The organism is Knoellia sp. LjRoot47 (assembly GCF_964253435.1).
GTDB lineage: Bacteria > Actinomycetota > Actinomycetes > Actinomycetales > Dermatophilaceae > Knoellia.
In genome coordinates, this window is sequence record NZ_CAXUQS020000001.1 from 2,444,547 (window position 1) to 2,457,815 (window position 13,269).

Here is a 13,269-nt window from a genome sequence, read left to right on the forward strand (position 1 = left end):
CGCTTGACCCAGAACACGACGAAAGAGGCGGCCTTGGAAATCTGGCCCGGATCGGCATACCCGCTCGGCGCGACCTACGACGGCAGTGGGGTCAACTTCGCGCTCTTCAGCGAGGTCGCCGAGGAGATCGAGCTCTGCCTCATCGACGACGACGGGGTCGAGGTGCGCATCGAGATGCCGGAGGTCGACCACTTCGTCTGGCACGCCTACATTCCCGGGCTCCAGCCGGGGCAGCGCTACGGCTACCGCGTGCACGGGCCCTACGACCCCGACCACGGGCACCGGTGCGACCCGAGCAAGCTCCTGCTCGACCCCTACGCCAAGGCGATCGAGGGGCAGGTGAGCAACGACCAGTCGCTCTTCTCCTACGACTTCCTCGAGCCGACCGAGCGCAACACCGACGACTCCCTCGGCAAGACGATGCTCAGCGTCGTCATCAACCCCTACTTCGACTGGGGCCACGACCGGCCGCCGCGTCACGAGTACCACGACACCGTGATCTACGAGGCGCACGTCAAGGGCCTGACGATGACGCACCCGGACCTGCCCGAGGAGATCCGGGGCACCTACGCCGCGATCGGGCACCCCGTGATCATCGACCACCTCAAGGAGCTCGGCATCAACGCCATCGAGCTCATGCCGGTGCACCAGTTCGTCCAGGACACCTCACTGCAGGCCAAGGGCCTGACGAACTACTGGGGCTACAACACCATCGGCTTCCTCGCGCCGCACAACTCCTACGCACAGGGCCAGCGCGGGCAGCAGGTCACCGAGTTCAAGGCCATGGTCAAGGCGCTGCACGAGGCCGACATCGAGGTCATCCTCGACGTCGTCTACAACCACACCGCCGAGGGCAACGAGTTCGGCCCGACGATCTGCTTCCGCGGCATCGACAACGCGAGCTACTACCGCCTCGTCGACGACAACAAGCAGCACTACTACGACACGACGGGCACCGGCAACAGCCTGCTCATGCGCAACCCGCACGTCCTCCAGCTCATCATGGACTCGCTGCGCTACTGGGTCACCGAGATGCACGTCGACGGCTTCCGGTTCGATCTCGCGGCCACCCTCGCCCGCCAGTTCCACGAGGTCGACAAGCTCTCGGCCTTCTTCGACATCATCCAGCAGGACCCGGTGATCTCCCAGGTCAAGCTCATCGCCGAGCCGTGGGACGTCGGCGACGGTGGCTACCAGGTCGGCAACTTCCCGCCGCTGTGGACCGAGTGGAACGGCAAGTACCGCGACACCGTGCGCGACTTCTGGCGTGGTGTGCCGGCGACGCTGGGTGAGTTCGCCTCTCGCATCACAGGCTCGAGCGACCTCTACGAGCACAGCGGCCGCAAGCCCATCGCCTCGATCAACTTCATCACCGCCCACGACGGCTTCACGCTGCGCGACCTCGTCTCCTACAACGACAAGCACAACGAGGCCAACGGCGAGGACGGCAACGACGGCGAGGGCCACAACCGTTCGTGGAACCACGGTGTCGAGGGGCCGACCGACGACCCCGAGATCCGCGAGCTCCGGCAGAGGCAGCTCCGCAACTTCCTCACGACACTGCTGCTCTCGCAGGGCGTGCCGATGATCAGCCACGGCGACGAGATCGGGCGCACGCAGGACGGCAACAACAACGTCTACTGCCAGGACAACGAGCTGGCTTGGGTCGACTGGGACCTCGACGAGGACCAGGTGCGGCTGCTCGAGTTCACCAAGGCCGTGGTGCGCCTGCGCCAGAGCCACCCGGTGTTCAAGCGCCGCCGCTTCTTCGCCGGCTCGGCCGACCACGGTGGCCAGTCGACGCTGGGCGACATCTACTGGCTGCAGCCCTCCGGCGAGCCCATGGACGAGTTCGGCTGGGACGGCGACGCCCTACAGATCGCCATGTGGCTCAACGGCGGTGCCATCCACGAGCCGGACACCCGTGGGCAGATGATCACCGACGACGACTTCCTCGTCCTGTTCAACGCCGACGCCGAGGAGCAGCAGTTCACCATCCCCTCCTCGACGTGGGGAGAGCGCTGGCTCACCGAGATCGACACGTGTGCCGAGATCGTCGACCCGGGTTGGCGCGACGCCGGCTCGCAGGTCGTCGTCGGTGCCCGTGCGGTCGTCGTCCTGCGCAGCCCCCGCGAGGCCCCGACCCACACGGCGGGGGCGGCCACCTCCGAACGGCCGTCCTGATGGGTATGCCGGCTGCTCCCGTCGTCGTCGGCGCCTCCGGCCGCGCCGTGCCCACCTCGACCTACCGCCTCCAGGTCCACGGCGGGTTCGGGTTCGACGCGGCGGCGGCGCAGACGGCATACATCGCCTCACTGGGGGTCTCGCACCTCTATCTGTCACCGGTCCTTCAGCCGGCACCCGGGTCGACGCACGGCTACGACGTCGTCGACCACGGCCGCCTCAACGAGGAGGCGGGCGGCCGGGAGGCGTTCGACCGGCTCGTGCTCGCCGCGCACGCGGCGGGCCTCGGGATCGTCGTCGACGTCGTGCCGAACCACATGACGGTGCCCGACGTGACGTGGCGCAACGCCGCGCTGTGGTCGCTGCTGCGCGAGGGCCGTGAGTCGGCGGCGGCGCGGTGGTTCGACATCGACTGGGACGTCGAGGACGATCGTGTGCTCATGCCTGTCCTCGGGTCGTCGCTGGACGAGGTGCTCGCGGCGGGCGAGCTGACGGTGGCGCGCAACGGCGGAGCGGCTGGCGACGAAACCGTGCTGCGCTACTACGACCACGAGTATCCCGTGGCGCCGGGGACCGAGCGGTTGCCGATCACGGATCTTGTTGCGGCACAGCACTATCGGCTGACCTTCTGGCGTGACGGAGCGACGGAGCTCAACTACCGGCGGTTCTTCGACGTCACGACCCTCAAGGCGGTCCGGGTCGAGGACCCGCAGGTGTTCGAGGCAACGCATGCGCTGCTGCTCTCGCTCCATCGCGACGGGGCGATCGACGGGTTCCGGATCGACCACCCCGACGGCCTGGCGGACCCCGGGGGCTACCTCGCCCGGCTCGCCGACCAGACCGGCGACGCGTGGGTCGTCGCCGAAAAGATCCTCGAGGGCGAGGAGCAGCTGCCGGAGGCGTGGCGCTGCGCGGGTACGACGGGCTACGACACGTTGCTGCGGGTGCAGCAGGCGCTCACGTCGTCAGCCGGCGACGAGGTGCTCGACCGGGTGTGGGCCGAGCACGCGCCGGCCGGGCGCGGGGCGCTCGAGGACGTCGTCCTCGAGTCCAAGCAGCTCGTCGTCGAGACGGTCCAGGCGGCGGAGGTCAACCGGCTCCTGCGCCTGGTTCACCGCTGCCACGACGGACTGCACCCGGACCTCGCGCGCGAGGCCCTCTGTGCGTTGCTGGCGGCGATGGACCGCTATCGCGCCTACGTGGTGCCGGGGGCAGCGCTCGAACCCGAGCAGATGGCGGTCCTCGACGGCGCGGCCGAGCGAGCCCGTGGTCTGTTGCGGGCCGCCGCGCACCCCGACCTTGACCTGATCGTGGCGCTGGCCCGAGGCGAGGCGCCCGAGGGGGCTGATCGGACCCTGGTCGACGACTTCGTCGTGCGGTTCCAGCAGACGTGTGGACCGGTCATGGCCAAGGGGATCGAGGACACCGCCTTCTATCGCTGGTTCCGCCTCACCGGTGCGAACGAGGTCGGTGGGCACCCCTCGCACCTGTCGATCAGCGCAGACGCGTTCCACGAGTTCGAGTCGCGTCAGCTGGCCACGTGGCCGACGACGATGACCACCCTCACGACGCACGACACCAAGCGCTCGGAAGACGTGCGCGCACGGCTCATAACTCTCGCCGAGTCGGCCCAGGAGTGGGCGGAGTGGGTCCACGAGGCGTCCGATCTTGCTGCGGCACACCGGTCCTCCCTCGTGGACCCGGCGACCGAGTACCTCGTGTGGCAGACCGTCCTCGGAGCGTGGCCGATCGTCCCCGAGCGCATCGAGGCCTACGTCCTCAAGGCTGTGCGCGAGGCCAAGGACCACACGGCGTGGGTCGACGGCGACGCCGACTACGAGACGGCGGTCGTCGGCTTCGCCCGAGCGGTGGTCGCCGACGCGGCGCTCGCCCGTCACGTCGAGACCTGGCTCTCGCTGCACGCGGCGTCGGTGCGCGCCAACGTTCTCGGGCAGAAGCTGCTCCAGCTCGTGGCCGTGGGGGTGCCCGACGTCTACCAAGGAGCCGAGCTCCAGGCCCTCACCCTCGTCGACCCCGACAACCGTGGAGCCGTCGACTACACCGAGCGCACCGCCCGGCTGGCGCGTCTCGACGACGGAGAGCGTCCGCGTGACCTCGACGACGAGAAGCTGCTCGTCACGACCACGGCCCTGCGGGCACGCCGCGAGCGGCCGGAGGTCTTCGTCGGTGCCGGTTCGACCTACGACCCCGTCGCCACCACCTCGTCGCACGCGCTGGCGCTGGCCCGTGGCGACGCCTCCGGTCCGCAGGTCGTGGCCGTCGTCACGCGGGAGGCCGACCGGCTGGTGGCGAGCGGTGGGTTCGGTGACGCGACGGTGTCGTTGCCCGAGGGGAAGTGGAGGAACCTGTTGTCCCAGAGCGCATCCGGAGAGTTCAGTTCAGAGGCCTCGTTGGGAAGCGTCCTCGCCGACCTTCCTGTCGCACTCCTCGTGAGGCAGCCGTGATCGAGGTCTGGGCGCCCGAGGCGCGGACCGTCGAGATCGTCGTCGGAGCCCCCGGCGAGCGAGCCGAGCGCGCGCCGATGGTGCGCGACGACCGGGGCTGGTGGCGCTGGGAGGGTGAGCACACGGCATACGAGGTCCTCGACTACGCCTTCGTGCTCGACGGCGAGGAGCCCGCGCTGCCCGACCCGAGGAGCGCGTGGCAGCCGCACGGCGTCGACGGGCCGAGCCGCACCTTCGACCCGAGCGCCCACGAGTGGCGGGACGCGGGTTGGCGCGGACCGCGCGACGGCGCCGGCACGCTCGGCGGGGTCGTCTACGAGTGCCACATCGGGACGTTCACGAGTGAGGGCACGTTCGACGCCGCGGTCGAGCGCCTCGACCACCTCGTCGACCTCGGTGTCGACGTCGTCGAGATCCTCCCCGTGGCCGCCATACCCGGTCGTTGGGGCTGGGGTTACGACGGTGTGGACCTGTATGCCGTCCACCACGCCCTCGGCGGTCCCGCCGCCTTCCAGCGGTTCGTCGACGCCTGCCACACGAGGGGCCTCGGGGTCTGCCTCGACGTCGTCTACAACCACCTCGGGCCGAGCGGCAACTACCTCGGACGGTTCGGGCCGTACTTCACGCAGTCGCACATGACGCCGTGGGGTCCGGCGGTCAACCTCGACGCTCCCGGGTCGGACGAGGTGCGCTCCTTCATCGTCGAGAACGCGTTGCGGTGGCTGCGCGACTTCCACGTCGACGCGCTGCGGCTCGATGCCGTCCATGCCCTCGTCGACGAGGGCGAGCGGCACCTGCTCGTCGAGCTCTCCGACGCCGTGGCCGACCTGTCGCGGGAGCTGGGACGACCGCTCGACCTCATCGCCGAGAGCGACCTCAACGACACGGCTATGGTCACGCCGACGGCGCATGGCGGCTTCGGGATGACGGCGCAGTGGGCCGACGACGTCCACCACGGGCTGCACGTCGCGCTCACGGGCGAGGCGCAGGGCTACTACGAGGACTTCGCCGGCGGCACGCGCACGCTGCCCAACGGTGGGCCGCTCGACGTGCTCGCCAAGGTGCTCACCCGCGGGTTCCTCCACGACGGCACGTGGTCGACCTTCCGCGGACGCGAGTGGGGGCAGCCGGTCGACGTCGACGCCCTCGACGGCCGACGGCTCGTGACCTACCTCCAGACCCACGACCAGGTCGGCAACCGCGCGACCGGTGACCGGATCTCGGCGTCGCTCACTCCGGGCCGCGTGGCGATCGGCGCCGCGCTCTACCTGCTCGGTCCCGGCACGCCGATGGTCTTCATGGGTGAGGAGTTCGCGGCGTCGACACCGTGGCAGTTCTTCACCGACTTCACCGACGAGGGCATGGCCGAGGCGGTGCGAGCGGGTCGTCGCGCCGAGTTCGCCGCCCACGGCTGGTCCGCGTCGGAGGTGCCCGACCCCCAGTCGCGCTCGACCCGCGACGCGAGTGTGCTGCGATGGGACGAGGTTGCCTCCGAGCCGCACGCCTCGCTGCTCGACTGGTACCGCCGGCTCATCGCCCTCCGACGTGAGGTGGTGGGCTCCGGGGAGACCCGGTTCGCCGACGTCACCTGCACGGTCGCGGACGGTGGCGACACCTTCGTCATGGAGCACCGGGGCATGGAGGTCCACGCCGACCTCGCGCACGACACGGTGACGGTCACGACGACCGGCGCGGCCGGCCTACCGGAACCGCTGCACTTCCCCTGACCCCGCTCGACTGATTGCCCGACTGGGACACCTCGCTGCGCTCGGCGTCCCAGTCGGGCAATCAGTCGGGCGCAGTTCAGTCGCGGACGCGGAGCATGCCCTCCTGGGCGGTCGAGGCGACGAGGGTGCCGTCGGCGGCGAACATCCGGCCGATCGACAGGCCGCGGCCACCCTGGGCCGAGGGTGACTGCTGGGCATAGAGGAGCCAGTCGTCGGCGCGGGCCGGGCGGTGGAACCACATCGCGTGGTCGAGGCTGGCGACGTTGAGACCGCCACCGACCCACTGCCGGCCGTGGCGTCGCAGCACCGGCTCCAGCAGGGCGTAGTCGGACGCGTAGGCGAGGACGGCGGAGTGGAGCAGCGGGTCGTCCGGCAGACGGCCGACGGCGCGGGTCCACACGCTCTGGTGCGCGACCTGCTCCTCACCGGGGGCGAGGAAGAGGTGTCCCTCGACGTGCCGCTGCTCGATCGCACGGTCGGCGACATGCTTGGCGCTCGGGTGGTCGATGCCGCCGAAGACGTCGCTCAGCGACTGCAGACCTTCGGGTCCGGGCACGTCGGGCATCTCGTCCTGGTGGTCGAGACCGCCGGCGTGCTCCTGGAACGAGCAGCTCATCGACAGGATGGGCTTGCCGTTCTGGATCGCGTGGGCGCGACGCGTCGAGAACGAGCGCCCGTCACGCATCCGCTCGACGGCGAAGGTGATCGGCTGCGTGTCGTCACCGGGCCGCATGAAGTAGGCGTGCAGCGAGTGGATCGGACGCGGTGTGCCGCTCTCGCCGACCCCGACCGTGCGACCGCACGCGACCACGCCCTGCGCGAGGACCTGGCCGCCGAAGACGCGGCCGTGCGGCATCTTCTGGCTCTGCCCGCGGAAGAGGGTCATCTCCTCGGCGAACGTCATCGGGGTGGGGTTCTCCGCCGTCCCGTCACCGACGGACGCGGTGACGTTGATGTCGGCGCGACCGACCTCCTCGAGGTCGAGCACCGCGAGCAGCTCGGCCAGCGCGGGCGGGGTGGGGTCGGCGGCGGGATCGTTCACAGGCGTCACCCTAACGACGACCGGCGGCTCAGGCGACGAGCGGTCCGCGAGGGTGCGGGGAACGCCGGCCGCGGCTCGCAGCGGTGCCGTCGGCCACGCGGGCCAGCGCCCAAGCGAGGCGGTCGACGGCCTCGGTGAGCTCTGCGGGCGTCAGCACGTAGGGGAGCCGGATCCACCGGTCGAGCCCACCGGCCGCCGCGAACCGCGGCCCGCTCGCGAAGAGCAGCCCCTCGTCCTCGGCGGCGAGCGTCACCTGCAGCGCGACGGGCTCGGGGAGCTCCACCCACAGCGACAGTCCGCCACGCGGTGTGACGAACCGCAGCTGCGGGCACCTCGTCCGCAGCGCCTCGGCCAGCGCGTCGCGTGACTCGACGAGCTGACGTCGTCGCTCCTGGGTGATACCGGGGGAGGCCCGCATGAGGTGCAGCAGCACGAGCTGGTCGATGACCGGGGCGCCGATGTCGAGTGGCACCCGCGCCGAGTGCAGTGACTCGTGGAGGTGCTTCGGTGTGCGGATCCAACCGATGCGCAGCCCGCCCCAGTGCGACTTCGAGGCGCTGCCGATCGAGACCGTGTCGGCGTGGTGGGCGCCGAACGGCAGCGGCATCGGGCCCTCGTGGTCGAGCCCGAGCTCCACGACCGTCTCGTCGACGATGGCCGTGATTCGGCTCTGCCGCAACGCTTGTGCGACGAGAGCGCGCTGTTCGTCGGACATGAGGTTGCCGGTCGGGTTGTGGAAGTCAGGCAGGAGGAAGGCCGCCCGCGCACCCGACGCACGGATCGTCGAGGTCATCGTCGGGACGTCCCAGCCGGTCGGCTCGACCGGCACGGCCGCGATGCGCGCCCGGAGCTGGCCCAACGTCGGGAAGATGTTGGGGTAGGTCGGCGTCTCCATGAGCACCGTGTCGCCGGGGGAGAGCAGGGCCCGCGCGGCGATGGCGGTCCCGACGACGGCGCCGGTCGTCACGAAGACCTCGTCCGCGGTCGTGGGCAGCCCGCGCTGCGTGTAGTGCGCGGCGATGACCTCGCGCAGCTCCGGCACCCCGTCGACGAGGTAGCCGGTGCCGCACAGGTAGTCCGGCGACGCCGCGATCGCTGCCTCCGCCGCCTGGGTCATCCCGGCAGGCGCCCTTTGGGCGGCGCAGGTGAGGTCGATCGTCCCCTCGGGCACGTCGGGCGACAGGTGCAGGCCGGTGTCCCGCCGCACCACGCCCTGCGGCAGGCTGGCGACGCTCCCCGAGCCACGACGCGAGGTGAGGTAGCCGCGGTCGCGCAGCACGGCATACGCGCTGCTCACCGTCGTGCGGCTCAGCCCGAGCGCGCCGGTGAGGTCGCGTTCGCTGGGCAGGCGCGTCCCGACGGCGATCCGGCCGTCGGCGATGAGCAGGCGGAGCGCGTCCGCGACGAGCTGGTATGCCGGCCCGTCACCTCGCGTGGGTCCGATGAGGTCCGCGGTGCGCGCGGCGGAGAGCACGGGTGCAGCCATGGGGCCACTGTCGCACAAGTGGCCATGGAATCGAAGGCCAATCGTGGTCGATGATGGTCCGCATGAGCCCGATCCAGACCCTGCGCCGCGGGGCCGCCCGACGTGTCGACCTCGTCCCGATGACCCCGATGGAGCAGCTGCGTGCCGGCTCCACGGTGCGCCGCGTGAGCCAGCTGCTCGTCGGGCTCTGGCTCTACGGCACGGCGATGGCGATGTTCATCCGGGCCGAGCTGGGGCTCGACCCGTGGGACGTCTTCCATTACGGCGTGCAGGACAAGGTCGGGTGGAGCTTCGGGACGGTCGTCATCGTCGTCGGCATCCTCGTGCTGCTGCTCTGGATCCCGCTGCGCCAGTGGCCCGGGCTGGGGACGATCGCCAACGTCTTCGTCATCGGCATCGCCACGGACGTCATGCTGTCGGTCGTCGAGACCCCGGACGCGCTGTGGCTGCGGGTGACCATGCTGCTCGGCGGGATCGTCGTCAACGGTCTCGGGGGAGCGCTCTACATCGGCAGCCAGTACGGCCCGGGTCCCCGCGACGGGCTCATGACCGGCCTCGCCCGCAGGACGGGTCTGTCGATCCGGCTCATCCGCACCGGTCTCGAGGTCACCGTGCTCGTCATCGGCTGGCTGCTCGGTGGCGTCGTCGGCGTCGGGACGGTGCTCTATGCGCTGCTCATCGGCCCCGCGGTCCAGGCGTTCCTGCCGCTCGTCACGGTGCGGGTCACCCCGCCGGCGCGTCCGGCGCGCGGGGAGTCCGACCACTCAGCCATCGACGGCCAGGGCGAACGGCAGGACGCCGTCGACACCCGCGCGGCGGAGCTCGCGACCAGCGACGGTGAGCGTCCAGCGTGAGCTGACGAGGTCGTCGACGAGCAGGACCGGACCACGCACGCCGGCCAGGGTCGCCGCGAGCTCGGGACCGACGACGAGCCGCTCCCAGACGCCCGCGAGGCGGAAGGCGCTGTTGCCACCCGGCTCACCTGTGGGGCCGCCGTGCTCGAGGTCGAGGGTGCCGAGGAACGGCAGCCGGCCGATCTCGGCGAGGCCGTGGGCGAGGGACTGGACGAGCTGCGGGTGCGACCGTGACGGGACCGCGACGATCCCGGCCGGGCGCTCATTCCAGCCCCAGCCGGCGAGGACGCCGACGCAGGCCCGGAGCAGCTCGGGTGTGGCCGGCGCGTCCTCGCGCAGGACGTCGCGCAGGCGCTGGCCCCACCCGAGGTCGCTGAGCCGGGCGAGCGCACGCCCGGGGGACAGCGCCTCGTCGGCCGCGATCTTGCCCTTGACCGGGACACCCAGCCGGTCCATGCCGGTGGGCCACTGCGCGCGCGCGTCGAGGTCGACGCCGACCCGGGCGAGCCGCTCGCGGGCCGCACCGATGACGGTGTCGGGGACGTCGGTGGCGAACCACGGCCCGGCGCAGCTGTCGCAGCGGCCGCAGGGCACGGCCGTCGCGTCGTCGAGGGTGCGCTGGAGGAAGGCCATCCGGCACTCGGTCGTGCGCTCGTAGTCGAGCATGAGCTGCTGCTCGTCGGTGCGGGACTGTGCCACCCGGCCGTAGCGCTCGGCGTCGTAGGTCCACGGCTGACCCGTCGCGGTCCAGCCGCCCTGCACGCGGGCGACGGCGCCGTCGACGTCGAGCACCTTGAGCAGGAGCTCGAGCCGGGTGCGCCGGACGTCGACGATCGTCTCGATGGCGGCGGTCGACAGGGGGCGGCCGGCCTCGGCGAGGGCGTGCAGGACGGCGTCGGCCTGCTCCTGGCGCGGCATCGACACGGACGCGAAGTAGCGCCAGATGTCCTTGTCCTCGGGACCGGGCAGGAGCAGCACGTCGGCGCGCTCTGTGGCGCGACCGGCACGGCCCACTTGCTGGTAGTAGGCGACCGGAGACGACGGTGCCCCGAGGTGGACGACGAACCCGAGGTCCGGCTTGTCGAACCCCATCCCCAGGGCGGAGGTCGCGACGAGCGCCTTGACCTCGTTGTCGCGCAGGGCGGCCTCGAGGCGCTCGCGATCGGCGGGGTCGGTGCGGCCGGTGTAGGAGGCCACACGGTGTCCGGCGTCGGACAGTGCCGACGCCACCTCCTCGGCGGCGGCGACGGTGAGCGCATAGACGATGCCGCTGCCCGGGAGCTCGTCGAGGTGGGCAAGGAGCCAGCCCAGCCGCTGCTCGGGCGACATCGACGACAGCACGCCGAGCCGGAGCGAGTCGCGCGCGAGCCCACCACGCACCGTGAGCACGTCACGCCCACCGACACCCAGCTGCTCGACGACGTCGGTGACGACGCGCTGGTTGGCGGTCGCCGTCGTCGCGAGGACCGGCACGTCCTGCGGGAGCTCGGTGAGCAGGTCACGGATCCGCCGGTAGTCGGGCCGGAAGTCGTGGCCCCAGTCGGAGACGCAGTGGGCCTCGTCGACGACGAGGAGGCCGCAGCGGCGCGCGAGGTCGGGCAGCTGCTCGTCGCGGAAGCGCGGGTTGTTGAGGCGCTCAGGGCTCACGAGGAGCACGTCGACGGTGTCGTTGGCGAGGGCCTGGCGGACCTCGTCCCAGTCCTGCGCGTTGGCCGAGTTCATCGTCACGGCGTGTATGCCGGCCCGCTCGGCCGCCGCGATCTGGTCGCGCATGAGGGCGAGGAGCGGGGAGATGATGACCGTCGGCCCGGCGCCCTGCGCCCGACGCAGCGCGGTGGCGACGAAGTAGACGGCTGACTTGCCCCACCCCGTGCGCTGGACGACGAGCACCCGGCTGCGGTCGGAGACCAGCGCCGTGACGGCCTCGAGCTGGCCGTCGCGGAAGTCGACGTCGTCACGTCCGACGAGCCGCCGCAGGGCAGCCGTGGCCTCCCCGGCCACGTCGGAGGGTGCGCCGGCCGGGGTCGGCGCGCTGACGGCATACGTCACGTTCGTCATGGTGACCCCACCGTAGGCGGCGCGCCCGACAGGCCCGTCCGTCAGGTCCAGCCCCGCTCGTCGACGCCCCCGGGGACGTCGGCCTCGGGGTCGTAGGGCGTGCGGGTGAAGCGGAACGTCGCGAGGTCGAGGTGCGACACGGTCCCGTCCTCGCGACGGACGACCCGCAGCGGCTCGCCGGTGTAGTAGCCGTCGAGCCCGACCCACTCGTCGTCCATGACGCGCGCGAAGCGGGAGCCGCGGCCCGTGCCGGGCTCGCCGAGGACGAGGTGCTCACCGACGAAGCGCGCGGTCTCGACCGCAGGGCCCCAGTGCCACATGCCGGCGAGCTCGAGGACGTCGCTGGACCCCGAGGCGACCCACGGGGTGACCGCCGCCGGCTCGAGCTCGCGCAGCGTCCGCAGGAGCTCCTTGGGCAGGTCCCTGAGCGCCTTGCTCGCCGTCGTGTTGGTGAAGAGGACGACCCCGTCCCCGGCCGCACCGACCGGGCCGCCGGAGTTGCCCCCGCTGGCGTCGAGGTGGACGCGCTGCATCGCGAGGAAGCCGGGCATCGAGCCACCGTGTCCGGCGGAACGGGCGCCGTCGACGTTCCAGACCTGCCACCCGAGACCGTGCGAGCCCAGCCACGGCTGCCCCGGCTCGTCGACGACGTGGTGCGGTTCGACCATCTCGGCGAGGGTCTCGCGCGACAGGACGTCACCGACGTGCCCGCCGAGGAGGGCGGCCCACCGCGAGAGGTCGCCGACGGTCGTCCAGAGCTGTCCCGCGGGGGCCATGGCGCCCGCGTCGTGCTCCGGCTCGGGGAGCAGTACGTCGGCGAACGGGTGCACCGCGAACCCCTGTGCCGCAGCGCCGCTGGGCCGCAGCGTCGTCCGGGTCATGCCCAGCGGTTCGAGCAGCTCGTCGCGCACGACATCGAACCACGGACGCTCGCGGACCACCTCGAGGAGGCGACCGAGGGCGGCATACCCCGTGTTGGAGTAGTGGAAGCGGCGGCCGGATCGGAACCGGGTGCCGACGCCAGAGCCGACGAGGTCGTCCCAGTCGCCGCCCGGGGTGCGCTCCCACCACGCGCCGCCGGTCTCGGCCTGGACGCCCCCGGAGTGGGTGAGGAGCTGTTCGAGGGTGACGTCGTCGAGGGCGCTGCCGGGGACGTGCCTGCCGAAGCGGTCGGTGAGGTCGAGGCGGCCCTCGTCGCGCAGGCGCATCACCGCGACCGCGACGAACGTCTTGGTGATCGAGCCCATCCGGAACTGCGTGTCGGAGTCGACCGGCGCCCCACTCGCGCGGCCGTCCACGGTGCCCACCGCACCGGACCAGACGAGCTCGCCACCGCGGACGAGGCCGGCGGCGACGGACGGCAGCCGGTGGTCACGCTGGCCGGTGGCGAGGAGGTGGTCGAGGCGGGCGTGCGTCGTGGGGGAGAGCGGCATCCGTCCACCCTAGGACCGCG

General features: G+C 71.7%; 8 protein-coding genes. 4 read left to right on the forward strand and 4 right to left on the reverse strand.

The window, feature by feature from the left end:
* Window positions 1–33 precede the first annotated feature (33 nt).
* Genes glgX through treZ form a run of 3 tightly spaced genes read left to right on the forward strand, consistent with a single transcriptional unit; the run spans window position 34 to window position 6,376 of the window.
* Entirely contained in the window at window positions 34–2,184 is a 2,151-nt protein-coding gene (gene glgX / locus ACSQ11_RS11860; protein ID WP_436006764.1) for a glycogen debranching protein GlgX, read from the forward strand.
* Window positions 2,185–2,189: 5 nt separating this feature from the next.
* Window positions 2,190–4,649 carry a malto-oligosyltrehalose synthase gene (gene treY / locus ACSQ11_RS11865; RefSeq protein WP_436005615.1) on the forward strand — a complete coding sequence of 820 codons (2,460 nt, stop codon included), beginning with the start codon at window positions 2,190–2,192 and terminating at the stop codon, window positions 4,647–4,649.
* Complete coding sequence (treZ, locus tag ACSQ11_RS11870) at window positions 4,646–6,376, forward strand: malto-oligosyltrehalose trehalohydrolase (RefSeq protein WP_436005617.1); 1,731 nt, start codon at window positions 4,646–4,648, stop codon at window positions 6,374–6,376. The genes treY and treZ overlap by 4 nt, the downstream gene beginning before the upstream one ends.
* Before the next feature lie 76 nt (window positions 6,377–6,452).
* Here treZ and ACSQ11_RS11875 read toward each other — a convergent pair whose 3' ends face one another.
* Together ACSQ11_RS11875 and ACSQ11_RS11880 are read right to left on the reverse strand one after the other, a co-directional pair.
* Entirely contained in the window at window positions 6,453–7,418 is a 966-nt protein-coding gene (locus tag ACSQ11_RS11875) for an acyl-CoA thioesterase (RefSeq protein WP_436005619.1), read from the reverse strand.
* A gap of 28 nt (window positions 7,419–7,446) precedes the next feature.
* Complete coding sequence (locus ACSQ11_RS11880; protein ID WP_436005621.1) at window positions 7,447–8,904, reverse strand: PLP-dependent aminotransferase family protein; 1,458 nt, start codon at window positions 8,902–8,904, stop codon at window positions 7,447–7,449.
* A gap of 62 nt (window positions 8,905–8,966) precedes the next feature.
* Between ACSQ11_RS11880 and ACSQ11_RS11885 the strand changes: the two genes are divergently transcribed.
* The gene (locus ACSQ11_RS11885) at window positions 8,967–9,758 is read left to right on the forward strand and encodes a YczE/YyaS/YitT family protein (protein ID WP_436005623.1); all 792 of its coding nucleotides are present in this window, start codon (window positions 8,967–8,969) and stop codon (window positions 9,756–9,758) included.
* Here the strand turns inward: ACSQ11_RS11885 and ACSQ11_RS11890 are convergent.
* Both ACSQ11_RS11890 and ACSQ11_RS11895 read right to left on the reverse strand, forming a co-directional pair.
* Window positions 9,669–11,816 (reverse strand): RecQ family ATP-dependent DNA helicase, encoded by a 2,148-nt coding sequence (locus ACSQ11_RS11890; RefSeq protein ID WP_436005625.1) that lies wholly within the window; start codon window positions 11,814–11,816, stop codon window positions 9,669–9,671. The two genes, ACSQ11_RS11885 and ACSQ11_RS11890, sit on opposite strands and share 90 nt — an antisense overlap.
* Before the next feature lie 41 nt (window positions 11,817–11,857).
* A complete protein-coding gene (locus ACSQ11_RS11895; RefSeq protein ID WP_436005627.1) occupies window positions 11,858–13,249 on the reverse strand; it encodes a serine hydrolase domain-containing protein in 1,392 nt (463 codons plus the stop codon).
* Window positions 13,250–13,269: the final 20 nt, after the last annotated feature.

Excerpts from the sequence above, each read along its gene's own strand:
- treY (WP_436005615.1), top strand. The coding sequence starts at position 2,190 with ATGCCGGCTGCTCCCGTCGTCGTCGGCGCCTCCGGCCGCGCCGTGCCC.
- ACSQ11_RS11880 (WP_436005621.1), bottom strand. The coding sequence starts at position 8,904 with ATGGCTGCACCCGTGCTCTCCGCCGCGCGCACCGCGGACCTCATCGGA.
- ACSQ11_RS11885 (WP_436005623.1), top strand. The coding sequence starts at position 8,967 with ATGAGCCCGATCCAGACCCTGCGCCGCGGGGCCGCCCGACGTGTCGAC.
- ACSQ11_RS11890 (WP_436005625.1), bottom strand. The coding sequence starts at position 11,816 with ATGACGAACGTGACGTATGCCGTCAGCGCGCCGACCCCGGCCGGCGCA.
- ACSQ11_RS11895 (WP_436005627.1), bottom strand. The coding sequence starts at position 13,249 with ATGCCGCTCTCCCCCACGACGCACGCCCGCCTCGACCACCTCCTCGCC.